This window comes from Streptomyces sp. CA-243310 (genome assembly GCF_050936775.1).
Lineage (GTDB): Bacteria > Actinomycetota > Actinomycetes > Streptomycetales > Streptomycetaceae > Streptomyces.
This window is the reverse complement of record NZ_JBNJMF010000002.1, coordinates 1,847,527-1,865,763: the sequence shown is the minus strand read 5'-3', so window position 1 is coordinate 1,865,763 and position 18,237 is coordinate 1,847,527. Positions and strand designations below refer to the sequence as shown.

Sequence of the window (18,237 nt, the reverse complement as noted above, 5' to 3'; positions counted from 1 at the left end):
CGCAGAGGCGCCCCCCATACCCTGGGACGGGGGCCCGTGCCCCCGCTCTCTCAAGAAAGGTGCGGACCGGCGTGACCGACCGTCTCATCGTTCGTGGCGCTCGCGAGCACAACCTGAAGAACGTCTCGCTCGACCTGCCCCGCGACTCCCTCATCGTCTTCACCGGACTCTCCGGGTCGGGCAAGTCCTCCTTGGCCTTCGACACGATCTTCGCCGAGGGGCAGCGCCGCTACGTCGAGTCGCTCTCGTCGTACGCCCGCCAGTTCCTCGGCCAGATGGACAAGCCCGACGTCGACTTCATCGAGGGCCTCTCCCCGGCCGTCTCCATCGACCAGAAGTCCACCTCGCGCAACCCGCGCTCGACCGTGGGCACCATCACCGAGGTCTACGACTACCTCCGCCTGCTCTTCGCGCGCATCGGCAAGCCGCACTGTCCCGAGTGCCGACGGCCGATCTCGCGGCAGTCGCCGCAGGCGATCGTCGACAAGGTCCTCGCGCTGCCCGAGGGCAGTCGCTTCCAGGTCCTGTCGCCGCTGGTGCGCGAGCGCAAGGGCGAGTTCGTCGACCTGTTCGCCGACCTCCAGACCAAGGGCTACAGCCGGGCGCGGGTGGACGGGGAGACCATCCAGCTCTCCGAGCCGCCCACGCTCAAGAAGCAGGAGAAGCACACGATCGAGGTGGTCATCGACCGCCTCACCGTCAAGGACGGGGCCAAGCGCCGGCTCACGGACTCCGTGGAGACCGCCCTCGGCCTCTCCGGCGGCATGGTCATCCTCGACTTCGTCGACCTCGCCGAGGACGACCCCGAGCGTGAGCGGATGTACTCCGAGCACCTCTACTGCCCGTACGACGACCTGTCCTTCGAGGAGCTGGAGCCCCGCTCCTTCTCCTTCAACTCGCCGTTCGGCGCCTGCCCCGACTGCACCGGCATCGGCACGCGCATGGAGGTCGACCCGGACCTGATCATCCCGGACGAGGAGAAGTCCCTGGACGAGGGCGCGGTCTCCCCGTGGTCCCTCGGGCACACCAAGGACTACTTCCAGCGGCTGATCGGCGCGCTCGCCGGGGAGCTCGGCTTCCGCACCGACATCCCGTGGGCCGGACTGCCGCTGCGGGCGCGCAAGGCCCTGCTGTACGGCCACAAGACGCAGATCGAGGTCCGCTACCGCAACCGGTACGGGCGTGAGCGGGCGTACACCACCGCCTTCGAGGGCGCCGTGCCGTTCGTCAAGCGGCGGCACGCGGAGTCCGAGAGCGACGCCAGCCGTGAGCGCTTCGAGGGCTACATGCGCGAGGTGCCCTGCCCGACCTGCGAGGGCACCCGCCTCAAGCCGATCGTGCTCGCGGTCACGGTGATGGACAGCTCCATCGCCGACGTCGCCGCGATGTCGATCAGCGAGTGCGCGGACTTCCTGGGCCGGCTGCGGCTCGACGCCCGCGACAAGAAGATCGCCGAGCGGGTCCTGAAGGAGGTCAACGAGCGGCTGCGGTTCCTCGTCGACGTCGGCCTGGACTACCTCTCGCTGAACCGCGCCGCAGGTACCCTCTCGGGCGGCGAGGCCCAGCGCATCCGGCTCGCCACCCAGATCGGCTCCGGCCTGGTGGGTGTGCTGTACGTCCTCGACGAGCCCTCCATCGGGCTGCACCAGAGGGACAACCACCGGCTCATCGAGACGCTGGTGCGGCTGCGCGACATGGGCAACACCCTGATCGTGGTCGAGCACGACGAGGACACCATCAAGGTCGCCGACTGGGTCGTGGACATCGGCCCCGGCGCCGGCGAACACGGCGGCAAGGTGGTGCACAGCGGCTCGCTCAAGGAGCTGCTGAAGAACACCGAGTCGATCACCGGGCAGTACCTGTCGGGCAAGCGGTCCATCCCGCTGCCGGACGTCCGCCGCCCCGTGGACGTCGAGCGCCGGCTGACCGTCCACGGCGCCAAGGAGAACAACCTCCGGGACATCGACGTGTCCTTCCCGCTGGGCGTGCTCACGGCGGTCACGGGCGTCTCGGGCTCCGGCAAGTCCACGCTGGTCAACGACATCCTCTACACCCACCTGGCCCGCGAGCTGAACGGCGCCCGGTCCGTCCCGGGACGGCACACCCGGGTGGACGGGGACGACCTCGTCGACAAGGTGGTGCACGTCGACCAGTCGCCGATCGGACGGACGCCGAGGTCCAACCCGGCGACGTACACCGGTGTCTTCGACCACGTGCGCCGGCTCTTCGCGGAGACGATGGAGGCGAAGGTGCGCGGCTACCTGCCGGGCCGCTTCTCCTTCAACGTCAAGGGCGGCCGGTGCGAGAACTGCTCCGGCGACGGCACGATCAAGATCGAGATGAACTTCCTGCCGGACGTGTACGTCCCGTGCGAGGTCTGCCACGGCGACCGGTACAACCGGGAGACGCTGGAGGTCCACTACAAGGGCAAGTCCATCGCCGAGGTCCTCGACATGCCGATCGAGGAGGCGCTGCACTTCTTCGAGGCGGTGCCGACGATCGCCCGGCACCTGAAGACCCTGAACGAGGTCGGCCTCGGGTACGTCCGGCTCGGTCAGTCCGCGCCGACGCTGTCGGGCGGCGAGGCGCAGCGCGTGAAGCTGGCGTCCGAGCTGCAGAAGCGGTCGACGGGGCGGACGGTGTACGTCCTGGACGAACCGACGACCGGCCTCCACTTCGAGGACATCTCGAAGCTGATCAAGGTGCTGTCGGGCCTGGTGGACAAGGGCAACTCGGTGATCGTCATCGAGCACAACCTCGACGTCATCAAGACGGCGGACTGGGTCGTCGACATGGGCCCCGAAGGCGGCTACGGCGGCGGCCTGGTCGTCGCCGAGGGCACCCCGGAGCAGGTCGCCTCGGTCGGGGCGAGCCACACCGGCAAGTTCCTGCGCGACATCCTGGGCGCGGACCGGGTCTCCGACGCGGGGTCGGCTCCGGCCCGGTCGGCGGCGAAGAAGCCCGCGGCCAAGAAGACCACCGCCAAGAAGGCGGCTCCGGCGAAGAAGACGGCCGCGGTCAAGAAGACGGCGGCGGCCGAGAAGGCCGCGGTCCCGGCGAAGAAGACGACGAGGGCCCGCAAGGCGTAACTCCCGTCGACGGACCCGCACCCGGTCGGCGCCCGCGGGCGCCGACCGGGTGCGGGGAGGGGCGCCCGCGTACGACTTCGTACGCGGGCGCCCCTCCGTCACGTCCGGGCGGTCACGGGCGGGCGGTGACGGCAGGCCGGGGGCGGGTGATCAGGTGGCGATCCCGACCGCGTGGCCGACCGTCGTCGGATCGGTCAGGGTGCTCAGGAGGGCGTCCGCGACGTCCGCGCGGGCGATGGACCTGCCGTCGGGGACGTTGGCGTCGAGGGCCCTGCGGTACGCGCCCGTGCGGGGCCGGTTCAGCAGGCGCGGCGGGCGGACCACCGTCCACTGGACGTCTCCCGCCCTGATCGCCGCCTCCATCACCGCCAGGTCCGCGTACAGGTCCCGCAGTACCCGCCGCAGGATCGGGTAGACCACCGCCCGGGCCACGACTCCGTCCTTCGGGTTCGGCGGGCCCAGGGGGGCGGCGCTCACCGCCGACAGGCGGCGCACCCCGGCCCGGTCCATCGCCGAGACGATCGACCGCAGGGCCGGACCGGCGATCGGGGTCAGACGGGCCTGCTTGTTGTTCGCCGAGCCGAGGGCGGAGACCACCGCGTCCCGGCCCGTGAGGAACGGGAGCAGGGCCTCCTGGTCCGTCAGGTCCCGCACCACGGCCACCTGAAGGCGGTCGTGCGCCGGCACGTCCAGCCGCGCCGGGTCGCGCACGACGGCCGTCACCTCGTGACCCTCGTCGAGTGCCTGACGGACGACCTCGCGGCCGACCCCGCCCGTGGCCCCGAACACCGTGAGTCTCATGGCGAACTCCTGCCCCCGTTGATGGTGGGTGAGTATTCACTCACCCCCGTTTCCCCTTAGAGTGAGTGAATGCCCACCCCCACGTCAAGCCGCCCCACCCCGGAGCGTCTGCTGGACGCCGCCGAGACGCTGATGCGCACCACCGGGCTGGCCAACGCCACCACCAAGGCCATCGCCCGCGAGGCCGGCTGCTCGGAAGCCGCGCTCTACAAGTACTTCGCGAACAAGGAGGAGCTGTTCGTCCGGGTCCTCATGGAGCGCAGGCCCAACGCCGCCGCGCTCACGGCCGCGCTGACCACCGACCCGGGGGAGCAGCCGGTCGAGGACCGACTGGCCGAGATCGCCCGACACGCCTCGCTCTTCTACGCCGACGCCATGCCCATGGCGGCCTCGCTCTTCGCGGACCCCGCCCTGCTCGTCCGGCACCGCGAGGGCGTACGCGAGATCGGCGCCGGACCGCACGTGATGCTCGACGCCCTCACCGGCCACCTGGTGCGCGAGCGAGACCGGGGGCGGTTGCGCCCCGACGCCGACCCGGGAGCCGCTGCCGCCCTGTTGCTCGGCGCCTGCTTCCAGCGGGCCTTCTTCCTGCACTTCTCCGGAGCCGACGTGGTGCGGCCGGTCGAGGAGTTCGCCCCGGACCTGGCCCGCACGGTCTGGGCCGCGCTGCGTTGAGGCGACCCGCGCGCCGGTGAACCCGGATCCCTCGCCGCGAGGTCAGAGCTCGGTGGCGTACGGCGGCTCCGCGCCCGCACGGGTGCAGGTCACCGCCGCCGCGCGGGCGGCGTACGCCAGTACTTCCGGCCAGTCCACCGGCCCGGGCCGGCCGGTCAGTCGGTGCAGCAGCGCCGCGTTGACGGTGTCGCCCGCGCCGATCGTGTCCACGACGGGCACCCGCAGGCCGGGCGCGGAGTGCTCCGCGCCCTCGCGCGTCCACACCGTCAGGCCCGCCCCGCCCCGGGTGAGCACCACGGCCGACGGTCCGGCCGCCAGCCAGTCGGCGACCCGGCCGCCCAGCCACGCCGCGTCCTCCTCGGAGAGCTTGAGGATCGACACGTGGGGGAGCCGGCGCAGGAAGCGGTCCCGGTAGGCGTCCGCGTCCGGAATCAGCGCCGGGCGGATGTTGGGGTCCATCAGGGTCGTCAGCCCGCGCCCCGACTCGCGGCGCAACAGGGCGTCGTAGGCGCTCGCGCCGGGCTCCAGCACCAGGGAGCAGGTGCCGAGTGCGAGGGCCCGCGTACCGGGCGGCAGGGCCGGTGGCAGGGTGAACAGCCGGTCGGCGGTGCCCTCGGTGTGGAAGACGTAGGCCGCCGAGCCGTCCGGGGCCAGCGACGGCACGGCCAGCGTGGTCGGCTCGGGGCCGCGCTGGACCAGCGAGAGGTCCACCCCGGCGGCCCGCAGGCCGTCCAGCAGCGAAACGCCGAAGCCGTCCGTCGACACCCGGGAGCAGAAGGCGACGTCGGCGCCGAGCCGGCCCAGCGCGAGCGCCGTGTTGTAAGGTCCGCCGCCCGCGCGGGGCAGCAGGGCGCCCGGCGGCTCCGCGACGGGCACCAGGTCGATCAGGGCTTCTCCACCGACGACGATCACGCGGGGGAAGGTATCCCATCGGGCGCGGGTATCGTCGGGTGGGCCGAATCCCACGCCGGACCGCACGGTCAACCCCGTGTCCGACCTCGTGTCCGACCCCACGCCGAATCCCGGGAGAGATCCATGTCCGCGTCGCAGTCCGCCGCCCGTCGTGCCGTGCTCAAGGGCGTGGCCGCGCTTGCCGGGGCCGCGGGTGCCGGAGTGACCCTGGCGGCCTGTTCCACCGAGACCAACAGCGCAGGCGGCTCCCCGGCGGTACCGACGGAGCCGGTCGAACTGGGCGCGGCGAGCGAGGTCCCGGTCGGCGGCTCGAAGCTGTTCCGCGAGCGCAAGCTCGTGGTCAGCTGCCCGGCGGAGGGCCGGTACAAGGCGTTCAGCGCCCAGTGCACCCATGCCGGATGCGTCCTCGACGAGATCGTCGAGGGCGAGGGCAACTGCCCCTGCCACGGCAGCCGCTTCGACGTGGCCACCGGCAAGGTGCTGCGCGGCCCGGCCTCCGCCCCGCTGCCCGAGGTCCCGGTGAAGGTCGAGGGCGGTCGGCTCGTCGCGGGCTGACCCCGCTCCGGGCGGGGAGCCGTAGGCCGGGGAGCCCCCGCTCCGGGCGGGGGAGCCGCGGGCCGGGCAGCCCCCGGACGGGTCTACTCCCAGTCCCAGGCGATGCCCAGGATCCCGCGCCGCACCCCTTCCTCCAGCAGGTGCACCGCCCGGTGCCGGCCGCTCGGCGTGAGATCCGTCAGGCCGTCGCGGCGCGCCCCCGGGCCGCTCCGACTGAACCGCCGGCAGCGCACGGGCAGGGCCGCCTCGTCGAAGCGGACCTGGAGCATGTACTGGCCGCCGGTGTAGCTGAAGCCGCGCACGTACTCGGTGCACCGGCCGCCCGTGCCGTCCTCGAAGCCGTAGCCGAAGACGTACGTGTCGCCCGCGCGGAGCCGTGCGTCGAAGAGCAGTTCGGCGACCACCACCTCCGCCTCCCGGTGCCACCGCACCCGCCCCGTACGGCAGTTCTCCTCCGCCCGCACCCGGATCCGGGCGGGGTCGCAGCCGGGGTCGCCGTGGTGGACGGCGAGGTACCGGTCGACCCCGTCGCGGTGGGCGCGCACCACGTGCTGCGAAACCCGACCCACCAGCTCGCCGGCGGCGCCGATCCGCACCCGCTCGTGGTGGCCGACCGTGTGCAGACCGCCGTCCGAGGGCAGCTCCATTTTGGCCAACAGCTCCTCCACCGCGGCGCCCACGCTGACCAGGGAGCGGTACGAGCGGCCCGGCGGGCGCATCGTTTCGGCGGAGGTGTCCCCGGGTGTGTCCAGCAGACGTGACAAGGTTCCGCCGGGCAGTTCCAGGATCTCCTCCAGCGCCCGTACGGCCCTCAGGGACTCGGCTCGGCGCGGCCGGCGCGCGCCCTGCTGCCAGTAACTCAGGCTCGTCACGCCGAGCTTGATGCCCCGTGCGGCGAGCCGGTGCTGGACCCGGTGCAGGGGAAGGCCGCGGGCCGTCAGCGCGGCCCGCAGCGCGAGGTGGAAAGGGCCCGCGCGCAACAGTCGTGGCAGGTCGTGGGCACTGTCCGCGGTCGTCCGCATGGCGGAAACCTCCTGTGAACGTTCACGCGCCGCGGGGCGGGAGACCCCGTCCGGGACGCCCGGAATTCAGGTGGGCCCTGGTGAGCGCGGGTGGACGGAGGGCGGCCGTTCACATTCCGGTTGCCCCGTTCACACGCCGATGTCACCGCGTATTGAAGCGTGTTGACCTGATCGCGACAACACCCGATGCTCCTCCACAGCGTCCGGACGCGCTCCTCCGATCCCCACTCTCCACCACGGGAGGAACGCGATGCGCAAGCCCAACCGGCGGCTGTCCCCGGCCGCCCTCCTCGTCGCCCTGCTCTTCGTCCTGTCCACCGGCACCGCCACCGCCGTCGACGCCGGCACGGACTCCGCTCTCGCCTCCAAGCGCCTGAACATCACCATGCAGGCCCAACAGAAGACCAACTGGTGCTGGGCCGCGGGCGGCAACACGATCGCGACCTGGTTCGGCCGCTCCTACAGCCAGAACCAGTTCTGCAACGCCGCCTTCAACCGTCAACAGGGCACCGAATGCCCCAACAACCAGGCCACCCTGGGCAACGTCCAGACCGGCCTGCGCTGGGCCGGAGTCAACTCCGGCTCCTACGTGACCGGATGGCTCCAGTACTCCACCGTCCAGACCGAGATCAACGCCGGCCGACCCATGGAGACCCGCATCCAGTGGTCCAACGGCGGTGGCCACATGCACGTGATCTACGGATACGACACCGCGAACAGCTGGGTCTACTGGGGCGACCCCTGGCCCTCCAGCGACCGCTACAACTGGGCCTCCCACGCCTGGTACGTCGACAACGACACCTTCTCCTGGACCCACTCCCTCTACCGGATCGGAGCGTGACGCCGTGACCGCCGCACCCCTGCGCGCCGCCGCCGCCGCGGTCCTCGCCGGTGCCTGCCTGTTCCTGTCCCCGCAGGCCCAGGCGTCCCCCGTACCGCAGCCCCCGTCCGCCGGCGCCGACGTCCGGGCGGCCGCCCGACAGGCGGCCGTCGCCCCCGACACCCTGGCGACCCTCGCCCGGTTCTTCGCCCGCGAGGGCAAGGTCGGCCTCGCGCAGGCCAAGCCCCGCATCGAGGGCGAGACGATCCCCGTCCACCACCTCTCCCCGGACTTCGTCGCCGGCAAGGCGGGGGCGCCCGTGGCCCGCCTGGAGTTCCTCGCGAGCCAGGCCGTCTCCTCGGACGGACAGCGGGCCGCCCTGTGGACCGCCCGGACGCCCGCCGGCTGGCAGGTCGTGAACATCGCCACCGGCGACGACGAATTCCGCTACGCCGGACTCGGGGCGGAGAAACTGCCCGGCGGCACCGTGTTCCGCGAGCCGCAGATCGACGCGTGGTACGTGGCCCGGGGGGACCGCGTACTGCCGCTCGACGAGGACGCGGCGCGGGCCGTGGGTGCCGCCGGGACGAGCCTGACCGGCTACCGGGCACGCGTCGCCAAGGCCTACGGCGACAAACTCCCCGGATCGGCCTACGCCAGGGACGGCCGGGCCGGCGGCTACGCCGAACCCGCCGCGGCGACGGCGGCCCGCCCCACCGAGCCCTCCCCGACCCCGGCCCCGCCGGCGATCGGGGCGGCCGGGGCCGCCGGGGCGCTCGTGCTGGGCGGCGCCGGGATCCTGCTCCTGCGCCGCCGCACGGTCCGCCCGTAGGGGAGGCCCGCGGGTCCCGGCCCTCCGCCAGGGGGCCGGGACCCGCGGGTCCGGGCGGCGCCACTCCCCGGGCGCCGCCCGGACACCCTCGCGCCGAAGGGCCGCGACCGGGCGCGCCGCCGTGACCGTGACCGGTGCCCGGGGGCCCGTTGTCGGCCGCCGCCAGTAGGGTGGTTGGCATGGCCGACCCTTCCAGCTACCGCCCCAAGCCGGGGCAGATCCCCGACTCCCCGGGGGTCTACAAGTTCCGCGACGAGCACCGCCGGGTGATCTACGTCGGGAAGGCCAAGAGCCTGCGGCAACGCCTGGCCAGTTACTTCCAGGACGTCGCGAACCTGCACCCGCGCACCGCCACGATGGTCACGACCGCCGCCTCCGTCGAGTGGACCGTGGTGTCCACCGAGGTGGAGGCGCTCCAGCTGGAGTACTCCTGGATCAAGGAGTACGACCCCCGGTTCAACGTGAAGTACCGGGACGACAAGAGCTACCCCTCCCTCGCCGTCACCATGAACGAGGAGTTCCCCCGGGTCCAGGTCATGCGCGGGCCCAAGAAGAAGGGCGTGCGCTACTTCGGCCCGTACGGGCACGCCTGGGCCATCCGCGAGACGGTCGACCTGATGCTGCGCGTCTTCCCCGTGCGCACCTGTTCCGCCGGGGTGTTCAAGCGATCCGCGCAGATCGGCAGGCCCTGTCTGCTCGGCTACATCGGCAAGTGCTCCGCGCCCTGCGTGGGCCGGGTCACCCCCGACGAGCACCGCGAACTGGCCGAGGACTTCTGCGACTTCATGGCCGGCCGCACCGGCACCTACCTCACCCGCCTCGAACAGGAGATGCACGAGGCCGCCGAGGACATGGAGTACGAGAAGGCCGCCCGGCTGCGCGACGACATGGGGGCCCTGCGCCGCGCCATGGAGAAGAACGCCGTCGTGCTCGCCGACGCCACCGACGCCGACCTCGTGGCCGTCGCGGAGGACGAGCTCGAAGCCGCCGTGCAGATCTTCCACGTACGCGGTGGCCGGGTCCGCGGCCAGCGCGGCTGGGTGACCGACAAGGTCGAGGCCGTCGACACCGCCGGCCTCGTCGAGCACGCCCTCCAGCAGCTGTACGGGGAGGAGAAGGGCGAGGCCGTCCCCAAGGAGGTGCTGGTCCCGGCACTGCCCGAGGACACCGCGGCGCTGACCGAGTGGCTGGCCGAGCGGCGCGGCTCCCAGGTGAGCCTGCGCATCCCGCAGCGCGGGGACAAGAAGGCCCTCATGGAGACCGTCCACCGCAACGCCGTGCAGTCCCTCGCCCTGCACAAGACCAAACGCGCCGGCGACCTCACCACCCGCTCCCGGGCCCTGGAGGAGATCGCCGAGGCGCTGGAGCTGGACGGCGCGCCGCTGCGCATCGAGTGCTTCGACATCTCGCACCTCCAGGGTGACGACGTCGTGGCCTCGATGGTGGTCTTCGAGGACGGGCTCGCGCGCAAGAGCGAGTACCGGCGCTTCCAGATCAAATCGTTCGAGGGACAGGACGACGTCCGTTCCATGCACGAGGTGGTCTCGCGGCGCTTCCGCCGCTACCTCCAGGAGAAGCTGAAGACGGGGGAGTGGTCCCCCGAGGACGCCGAGGACGGCGAGGTCGCGGCCGAGGACGACGGCAGGCCGAAGCGGTTCGCCTACCCGCCGCAGCTCGTGGTGGTCGACGGCGGGCAGCCGCAGGTCGCCGCCGCCAAGCGGGCCCTGGAGGAGCTGGGCGTCGACGACGTCGCCGTGTGCGGCCTGGCCAAGCGGCTGGAGGAGGTGTGGCTGCCCGGCGAGGACGACCCCGTCGTGCTGCCCCGCACCAGCGAGGGCCTGTACCTGCTCCAGCGGGTCCGTGACGAGGCCCACCGGTTCGCCATCCAGTACCAGCGCAGCAAGCGCGGCAAGCGTCTGAAGGCGAGCCCGTTGGACGACGTGCCCGGCCTCGGCGAGAGCCGCAAACAGGCCCTCGTCAAGCACTTCGGTTCGGTGAAGAAGCTGAGACAGGCGACAATCGACCAGATCTGCGAGGTCCCGGGCATAGGCCGCAAGACGGCCGAGACCGTGGCCGCGGCCCTCGCCCACGCGGTTCCCGCCGGTCCTGCCGTCAACACGGCGACAGGAGAGATCATGGAAGACGAGACCCCCGCGCCCGCGGGAGCATCGTCCGAACGGGGGACCGAGCAATGACCGAGCACGAGACCACGCACGACCGAGACGGAGCACAGGTGAGTACGGGCACGACAGTGGAGCCCGGCGAGGCCGCCGAGGCGGCCATCCCCGAGCTGGTGATCATCTCCGGGATGTCCGGAGCCGGCCGCAGCACCGCGGCGAAGTGCCTGGAGGACCTCGGCTGGTTCGTCGTCGACAACCTCCCCCCGGCGCTGATCCCCACCATGGTGGAGCTCGGCGCCCGCTCGCAGGGCAACGTGGCGCGCATCGCCGTCGTCGTCGACGTCCGCGGCCGGCAGTTCTTCGACGCGCTGCGCGAGTCCCTCGCCGACCTCGAAGGAAAGGGCGTCACCCGGCGCATCGTCTTCCTGGAGTCCTCCGACGACGCGCTGGTCCGCCGCTTCGAGTCGGTCCGCCGCCCCCACCCCCTCCAGGGTGACGGCCGCATCACCGACGGCATCGCCGCCGAGCGCGACCTGCTGCGCGAGCTGCGCGGCGACGCCGACCTGGTCATCGACACCTCCAGCCTGAACGTGCACGAACTGCGCGCCAAGATGGACGCCCAGTTCGCGGGCGACGAGGAGCCCGAGCTGCGGGCCACCGTCATGTCCTTCGGCTACAAGTACGGCCTCCCCGTCGACGCCGACCTCGTCGTCGACTGCCGTTTCATCCCCAACCCGCACTGGGTCCCGGAACTGCGCCCCTTCACCGGGCTCAACGAGGAGGTGTCGGGCTACGTCTTCAGCCAGCCCGGCGCCAAGGAGTTCCTCGACCGGTACACCGAGCTGCTCCAGCTCATCGCCACCGGCTACCGCCGTGAGGGCAAGCGCTACGTGACCATCGCGGTCGGCTGCACCGGCGGCAAGCACCGCAGCGTGGCCATGTCCGAGAAGCTCGCCGCCCGCCTCGCCTCCGAGGGAGTCGAGACCGTCGTAGTGCACCGGGACATGGGGCGCGAGTGACCGGACGAAGTCTGAGACTGCGCCGCCTGCGCCGTCTCACCCCCGGGCGGGGCGAGGACGGCGCGGGCCGTCGCCGCGGCGCCACGCCGAAGGTGGTCGCGCTGGGCGGCGGCCAGGGCCTGTCGGCCTCCCTCGCCGCCCTGCGACGGATCACCGGTGACCTCACCGCCGTGGTCACCGTCGCCGACGACGGCGGGTCCAGCGGCCGGCTCCGGGAGGAGCTCGGCGTGCTGCCGCCCGGCGACCTGCGCAAGGCGCTGGCCGCGCTGTGCGGCGACGACGAATGGGGCCAGACCTGGGCCCGTGTGATCCAGCACCGGTTCCAGTCCCGCGGCGACCTGCACGAGCACGCCGTCGGCAACCTGCTGATCGTCGCCCTGTGGGAACAGCTCGGCGACCCCGTCCAGGCACTCGACCTGGTCGGCAAGCTGCTGGGCGCCCAGGGCCGGGTACTGCCGATGTCGGCGGTGCCCCTGGAACTCCAGGCGCTGGTCAAGGGGCACGATCCGGCCCGCCCGGACGACGTGGACACCGTCCGGGGGCAGGCCACCGTGGCCCTCACCCCGGGCGAGGTGCTCTCCGTACAGGTCGTTCCCGGCGACCCGCCGGCCGTGCCGGAGGCCGTCGCGGCCGTGCTCGACGCCGACTGGGTGGTGCTCGGACCGGGGTCGTGGTTCTCCTCCGTGATCCCGCACCTGCTGGTGCCCGAACTGCTCGACGCGCTCGTGGAGACGAAGGCCCGAAGAGTCCTCTCACTGAACCTCGCGCCGCAACCCGGGGAAACAGAGGGCTTCTCTCCGCAGCGTCATTTGGAGGTTTTGGCCCGACACGCCCCTAAACTCGCCCTGGACGTGGTGCTGGCCGACGAGGCCGCCGTGCCCGACCGCGAGTCCCTCTCCGATGCCGCGAAACGGTTCGGTGCCGCGGTCGAGCTGGCGCCGGTTGCCAGGCAGGACGGCTCTCCGAAGCACGACCCGGAGCTGCTGGCCGCCGCGTACGACCGTATTTTTCGGATGCATGGAAGGATCGGCCCATGGCGATGACGCCTGCGGTGAAGGACGAGATCTCTCGCCTGCCCGTCACCCGGACCTGCTGCAGGAAGGCCGAGGTCTCGGCGATCCTCCGGTTCGCCGGTGGCCTGCACCTGGTGAGCGGCCGCATCGTCATCGAGGCGGAGCTGGACACGGGGGTCGCCGCCCGGAGACTGCGCAAGGACATCCTGGAGATCTTCGGCCATTCCTCGGACCTCGTCGTGATGGCTCCCGGCGGACTGCGCCGCGGCAGCCGCTTCGTCGTGCGCGTCGTCGCCGGCGGGGACCAGCTGGCACGCCAGACGGGCCTCGTGGACGGCCGGGGGCGCCCCATCCGGGGCCTCCCGCCCCAGGTGGTCTCCGGGGCCACCTGCGACGCGGAGGCGGCCTGGCGCGGTGCCTTCCTGGCCCACGGCTCCCTCACCGAGCCGGGTCGGTCGTCCTCCCTGGAGGTCACCTGCCCCGGTCCGGAGGCCGCCCTGGCCCTGGTGGGCGCCGCCCGCAGGCTCTCCATCGCCGCCAAGGCGCGCGAGGTCCGCGGTGTCGACCGGGTCGTCGTCCGCGACGGCGACGCGATCGGCGCCCTGCTCACCCGACTGGGCGCGCACGACTCGGTCCTGGCCTGGGAGGAGCGGCGGATGCGGCGCGAGGTCCGCGCCACCGCCAACCGCCTGGCCAACTTCGACGACGCCAACCTGCGCCGCTCCGCCCGCGCCGCGGTGGCCGCCGGAGCCCGGGTGCAGCGCGCGCTGGAGATCCTCGGCGAGGAGGTCCCCGAGCACCTCGCGGCCGCCGGCCGGCTGCGCATGGAGCACAAGCAGGCCTCCCTGGAGGAGCTGGGCGCGCTCGCCGACCCGCCGCTGACCAAGGACGCGGTCGCCGGCCGGATCCGTCGCCTGCTGGCGATGGCCGACAAGCGTGCCCAGGACCTGGGCATCCCGGGCACCGAATCGAACCTCGACCTCAGTGAGGAACTGGCCGACAACATGGTCGGCTGACCCGCGCGCCGACGCGAGAGCCCACCGTGGTCCCCGGGTGCCCGCACGAGTGAATCGTGCGGGCACCTTTCGGTACGCCCCATTGACATGCGCATGAGCGGTCGTGAGCCTGTCGTCCGAACGCTTTCGTGGCAGACGACGCCCAGGGGGGCACATGAGGCACCGCGCGAGATCGATCCTCGCCGCAAGCGCACTCGTCTTCGGAACCACACTGGCCGCGCTACCCGTCGCGGCCCAGGCGCAGCCCACCGCCCAGGACGGATCCGCCGCCTCCGACGAGGTGCGGGTCTACGACGCGGACATCACCCGCGAACAGGTACCGCTGGTCCTCGCCGCCGGCCAGGACGCCCACGAGCTCACCGAACGGGCCCCCGAGCACGGGACCGCCAAGGTCGAGCTGTTCCTGACCGCCGGCCAGGCGAAGGAACTCGCGGCCCGTGGCGTGAAGCCGGTCGAGCGCAGGACCGCCGCCGGCGTGACGGCCCGCGAGAAGGCCGCCGGCGACGGGGTGTTCCGCCCGTACAGCGGCAAGGGCGGCCTCCAGGAGGAGATCCTGCGCACCGCGCGGGAGAACCCGGCACTCACCAAGGTCGTCTCCATCGGCAAGACCGTCCAGGGCAAGGACATCCTCGCTCTCAAGGTCACCAAGAACGCCAAGAAGGCCAAGGACGGCGACAAGCCCGCCGTCCTGTACATGTCGAACCAGCACGCCCGCGAGTGGATCACCCCCGAGATGACCCGGCGGCTGATGCACCAGACCCTCGACGGCTACGGCAAGGACGCCCGGATCACCAGGCTGGTCGACTCCACCGAGCTGTGGTTCCTGCTCTCCGCCAACCCGGACGGCTACGACCACACCTTCACCGCCGACTCCGCCCGCCTGTGGCGCAAGAACCTCCGCGACAACAACGGCGACGGAAAGATCACGGCCGGCGACGGCGTCGACCTCAACCGCAACTTCGCCTACAAGTGGGGCTACGACAACGAGGGTTCCTCGCCGAACGAGGCGAGCGAGACCTACCGCGGCCCCAAGGCCGGCTCCGAGCCCGAGACCGCGGCGCTCGACCGGTTCGAGAAGCGCATCGGCTTCGAGTACGCCATCAACTACCACTCCGCGTCCGAACTGCTCCTCTACGGGGTCGGCTGGCAGGTGGCCACGCCGACCCCCGACGACGTCGCCTACAAGGCGCTCGCCGGGACCCCCGAGAACCCGGCCGTCCCCGGCTATTACCCGCAGCTCTCCTCCGAGCTGTACACCACGAACGGCGAGGCCGACGGACACGCCGCCAACGCCAACGGCGTCATGATGTTCACGCCGGAGATGACCACCTGCCAGACGGCCTCCGCGAGCGACCCGAACGACCGGTGGAAGCCCGAGGACTGCGCCTCCGGATTCAACTTCCCCGACGACGAGAAGCTGATCCAGGCCGAGTTCGCCAAGAACGTCCCCTTCGCGCTCGCCGTCGGCGAGAGCGCCGCGCGCCCGGACCAGCCGGCGTCCTCCGTCGGCCTGAAGGCCGCCGACTTCACCGTGGACCCGTTCACGACCTCCTACGTCGCCCGCGGCGAGGACCAGACGGTCGCCGTCACCGCCCGCAAGGCGCTGAGGGACAAGGAACTCAACTTCCGGATCAACGGCGGTCGCACCCACGACGAGGACCTCAAGGCCTGGAAGGGCGGCGAGACCTACGGCGGCGAGGACAACAACTGGTTCGACGAGTACCGGGCGAAGGTCGACGGCGCCAGGTCCGGCGACAAGGTCGAGGTCTGGTTCACCGGCCGCGACCGCTCCGGCAAGCGGGTCTCCAGCGAGCACTTCACGTACACCGTGGCCGAGCGGCCCCGCGCGGACGTACTGGTGATCGCGGAGGAGGGCGCCCCGGCGCAGCACGCGCGGACGTACGTCGACGCGCTGCGCGCCAACGGGCGGTCCGCCGCCGTCTGGGACGTCGCCGTCCAGGGCGCCCCGCATCCCCTCGGAGTCCTCTCGCACTTCCGCACGGCCGTCCATTACACGGGGGCCAAGAGCCCCGGCGGTGACACCCAGCTGGCGATCCGCGACTTCCTCAACGAGGGCGGCAAGCTGATCGAGGCCGGCGAACTGGCCGGCGGCAACGCCCAGGTCGGCCCCGCCGTCACCAACGACTTCAGCCAGTACTGGCTCGGCGCCTACGGCCGGGCGGGCGTGAGCGCCCCCACCGGCTTCACCGGGGCCGGCGGCCTCGCCGGGGCCGCGGGCGGCCTCGGGGACGCGGCGGGCAACCCGCTGAACGCGCCCGGCTCCTACACCGTCACCTCGGACACCCTGCCGGCCGCGCAGTTCCCGCGGTTCAAGAGCGCCCAGGCGGGCCAGTACGCCGGGGTCGTCAACCCGTACGCCCCCTACGCCGGCGCCGGCATGGCCTCGGCCCTGCACACGGACGACGACTGGAAGCGGCTGACCCGGACCGTGGACCTCACCAAGGTCTCCGCCGCCGACAAGCCGGCCCTGCGGATGGCCCTGAACTGGAACACCGAGGAGGGCTACGACCACGCCGCCCTGGAGGCCCGTACGGCCGGCGGCGAAGACTGGACGACGCTGCCCGAGGCGAGCGGTCTGACCAGCGCCGCGGTCCCGACCGAGTGCGAGGGCGGGTTCCTGCTGAACGGCCACCCGTTCCTGCGCCACTACCTGACGCTCGACGGCGGCGGCTGCGCCCCGCAGGGCACCAGCGGGGCGTGGAACAGCTTCACCGGATCCTCCGGCGGCTGGAAGCAGGTCTCCTTCGACCTGAGCGCGTACGCCGGCAAGACCGTCGAGGTCTCGCTGTCGTACGTCACCGACCCGGGATCGGGCGGCCGCGGGGTCTTCGCGGACGAGGCACGGCTGAACGTGGCCGGAGCCGACCAGGCCGTCGAGGGCTTCGAGACCTCGCTGGGCGCCTGGAGCGCCGGGCCCGCACCTGCCGGAAGCCCCGACGTTCCGGGCGATTGGTCCCGGTCCGGGGAGCTGTTCAAGTCCTACGCGGCGGTGACTACGCGTGACACCGTACTGGTCGGTTTCGGCCTGGAACACCTGCCGACCGCGAAGGACCGAGCCGTACTCGTCGGTAAGGCGTTCCGTTCACTGAACCACTGAGCCGCACCCCTCCCGTCGCTCACTTTGAGTGAGGGGGGCGAAGGTCCCGGAGGTCCCGCGCCGGCGCTTGCGGCGCAGGACCTCCCTGGCGGACAAGGGTGTGTCAGTCCCCGGCCGATGTCACTCCGAAGCTCACGGAGAGGTAGGGTCGTAAGCGGTCGGGGACATCCCATACAGCTCGCCGGCGGACAGGCCGGCGCACCAACGAGGAGATCGGTTCGTGACGATCCGCGTAGGCATCAACGGTTTTGGCCGAATTGGCCGCAACTACTTCCGTGCGCTCCTGGAGCAGGGAGCGGACATCGAGATCGTCGGTGTCAACGACCTGACTGACAATGCCACCCTGGTGCACCTGCTCAAGTACGACACCATCCTGGGCCGCCTCAAGCACGAGGTCTCCCACACCGCCGACACCATCACGGTGGGCGGCAACACCTTCAAGACCTTCGCCGAGCGCGACCCCTCGAACCTCCCCTGGGGCGAGCTGGGTGCCGACATCGTCATCGAGTCGACCGGCATCTTCACGAAGAAGGCCGACGCCGCCAAGCACATCGCGGCCGGCGCGAAGAAGGTCCTCATCTCGGCTCCGGCCAAGGACGAGGACATCACGATCGTGATGGGCGTCAACCAGGACAAGTACGACGCGGCCAACCACCACGTCATCTCCAACGCCTCCTGCACCACCAACTGCGTGGCGCCGATGGCCAAGGTCCTCCTGGAGAACTTCGGCATCGTCAAGGGCATGATGACGACGGTCCACGCGTACACGAACGACCAGCGCATCCTGGACTTCCCGCACTCGGACCTGCGTCGCGCCCGCGCCGCCGCCGAGAACATCATCCCGACCACCACCGGTGCCGCCAAGGCCACCGCGCTGGTCATCCCGGAGCTGGCGGGCAAGCTCGACGGCATCGCGATGCGCGTCCCGGTCCCCACCGGTTCCGTGACCGACCTGGTCATCGAGCTGGAGCGCGAGGTCACCAAGGACGAGGTCAACGCCGCGTTCCAGAAGGCCTCCGAGGGTCAGCTCAAGGGCATCCTGGACTACACCGAGGACGCGATCGTCTCCTCCGACATCGTGAACTGGCCGTACTCCTGCACCTTCGACTCCTCCCTGACCATGGTCCAGGGCAAGCAGGTCAAGGTCATCGGCTGGTACGACAACGAGTGGGGCTACTCCAACCGCCTCGTCGACCTGACCGTGTTCGTCGGCGAGCGGCTCTGAGGGTCATCAAGGTTTCAAGG

At 71.7% G+C, this 18,237-nt stretch carries 14 protein-coding genes; 11 read left to right on the top strand and 3 right to left on the bottom strand.

Features of this window, described 5'->3' with window-relative positions:
- Window positions 1-71: 71 nt before the first annotated feature.
- Window positions 72-3,089 carry an excinuclease ABC subunit UvrA gene (uvrA, locus tag ACQEVM_RS26035; RefSeq protein ID WP_433082909.1) on the top strand — a complete coding sequence of 1,006 codons (3,018 nt, stop codon included), beginning with the start codon at window positions 72-74 and terminating at the stop codon, window positions 3,087-3,089.
- A 150-nt stretch (window positions 3,090-3,239) separates the two neighbouring features.
- On the opposite strand, the gene ACQEVM_RS26030 is transcribed toward uvrA, so the two are convergent.
- A complete protein-coding gene (locus ACQEVM_RS26030) occupies window positions 3,240-3,890 on the bottom strand; it encodes an NAD(P)-dependent oxidoreductase (protein ID WP_433082907.1) in 651 nt (216 codons plus the stop codon).
- Window positions 3,891-3,959: 69 nt separating this feature from the next.
- Between ACQEVM_RS26030 and ACQEVM_RS26025 the strand changes: the two genes are divergently transcribed.
- Window positions 3,960-4,565, top strand: coding sequence for a TetR/AcrR family transcriptional regulator (locus tag ACQEVM_RS26025; RefSeq protein ID WP_433082905.1), 606 nt, complete (start codon window positions 3,960-3,962; stop codon window positions 4,563-4,565).
- A 42-nt stretch (window positions 4,566-4,607) separates the two neighbouring features.
- Here ACQEVM_RS26025 and ACQEVM_RS26020 read toward each other — a convergent pair whose 3' ends face one another.
- Window positions 4,608-5,477: a carbohydrate kinase family protein gene (locus ACQEVM_RS26020; RefSeq protein ID WP_433082903.1), complete on the bottom strand. Its 870-nt coding sequence runs from the start codon at window positions 5,475-5,477 to the stop codon at window positions 4,608-4,610.
- A 123-nt stretch (window positions 5,478-5,600) separates the two neighbouring features.
- Here ACQEVM_RS26020 and ACQEVM_RS26015 point away from each other — a divergent pair, with 123 nt between their 5' ends.
- A complete protein-coding gene (locus ACQEVM_RS26015) occupies window positions 5,601-6,032 on the top strand; it encodes a Rieske (2Fe-2S) protein (protein WP_433082902.1) in 432 nt (143 codons plus the stop codon).
- Between the two features lie 83 nt (window positions 6,033-6,115).
- On the opposite strand, the gene ACQEVM_RS26010 is transcribed toward ACQEVM_RS26015, so the two are convergent.
- Window positions 6,116-7,054 carry a hypothetical protein gene (locus ACQEVM_RS26010; RefSeq protein WP_433082900.1) on the bottom strand — a complete coding sequence of 313 codons (939 nt, stop codon included), beginning with the start codon at window positions 7,052-7,054 and terminating at the stop codon, window positions 6,116-6,118.
- Between the two features lie 250 nt (window positions 7,055-7,304).
- Here ACQEVM_RS26010 and ACQEVM_RS26005 point away from each other — a divergent pair, with 250 nt between their 5' ends.
- The 8 genes from ACQEVM_RS26005 (at window position 7,305) to gap (ending at window position 18,217) form a co-directional block, all read left to right on the top strand.
- A complete protein-coding gene (locus ACQEVM_RS26005; protein WP_433082898.1) occupies window positions 7,305-7,895 on the top strand; it encodes a papain-like cysteine protease family protein in 591 nt (196 codons plus the stop codon).
- A 4-nt stretch (window positions 7,896-7,899) separates the two neighbouring features.
- A complete protein-coding gene (locus tag ACQEVM_RS26000) occupies window positions 7,900-8,706 on the top strand; it encodes a hypothetical protein (protein WP_433082896.1) in 807 nt (268 codons plus the stop codon).
- Window positions 8,707-8,885: 179 nt separating this feature from the next.
- Window positions 8,886-10,901 (top strand): excinuclease ABC subunit UvrC, encoded by a 2,016-nt coding sequence (gene uvrC / locus ACQEVM_RS25995; protein ID WP_433082894.1) that lies wholly within the window; start codon window positions 8,886-8,888, stop codon window positions 10,899-10,901.
- Window positions 10,898-11,845, top strand: coding sequence for an RNase adapter RapZ (rapZ, locus tag ACQEVM_RS25990; RefSeq protein WP_053681595.1), 948 nt, complete (start codon window positions 10,898-10,900; stop codon window positions 11,843-11,845). The genes uvrC and rapZ overlap by 4 nt, the downstream gene beginning before the upstream one ends.
- The gene (locus ACQEVM_RS25985; protein ID WP_351376403.1) at window positions 11,842-12,888 is read left to right on the top strand and encodes a gluconeogenesis factor YvcK family protein; all 1,047 of its coding nucleotides are present in this window, start codon (window positions 11,842-11,844) and stop codon (window positions 12,886-12,888) included. The genes rapZ and ACQEVM_RS25985 overlap by 4 nt, the downstream gene beginning before the upstream one ends.
- Window positions 12,879-13,874, top strand: a complete 996-nt coding sequence (gene whiA, locus ACQEVM_RS25980) for a DNA-binding protein WhiA (protein ID WP_433082891.1) — start codon at window positions 12,879-12,881, stop codon at window positions 13,872-13,874. The genes ACQEVM_RS25985 and whiA overlap by 10 nt, the downstream gene beginning before the upstream one ends.
- A gap of 154 nt (window positions 13,875-14,028) precedes the next feature.
- Entirely contained in the window at window positions 14,029-16,992 is a 2,964-nt protein-coding gene (locus ACQEVM_RS25975) for a M14 family zinc carboxypeptidase (RefSeq protein WP_433082889.1), read from the top strand.
- A gap of 220 nt (window positions 16,993-17,212) precedes the next feature.
- Window positions 17,213-18,217 carry a type I glyceraldehyde-3-phosphate dehydrogenase gene (gene gap, locus ACQEVM_RS25970; RefSeq protein ID WP_433082887.1) on the top strand — a complete coding sequence of 335 codons (1,005 nt, stop codon included), beginning with the start codon at window positions 17,213-17,215 and terminating at the stop codon, window positions 18,215-18,217.
- The last annotated feature ends 20 nt before the right edge of the window (window positions 18,218-18,237 follow it).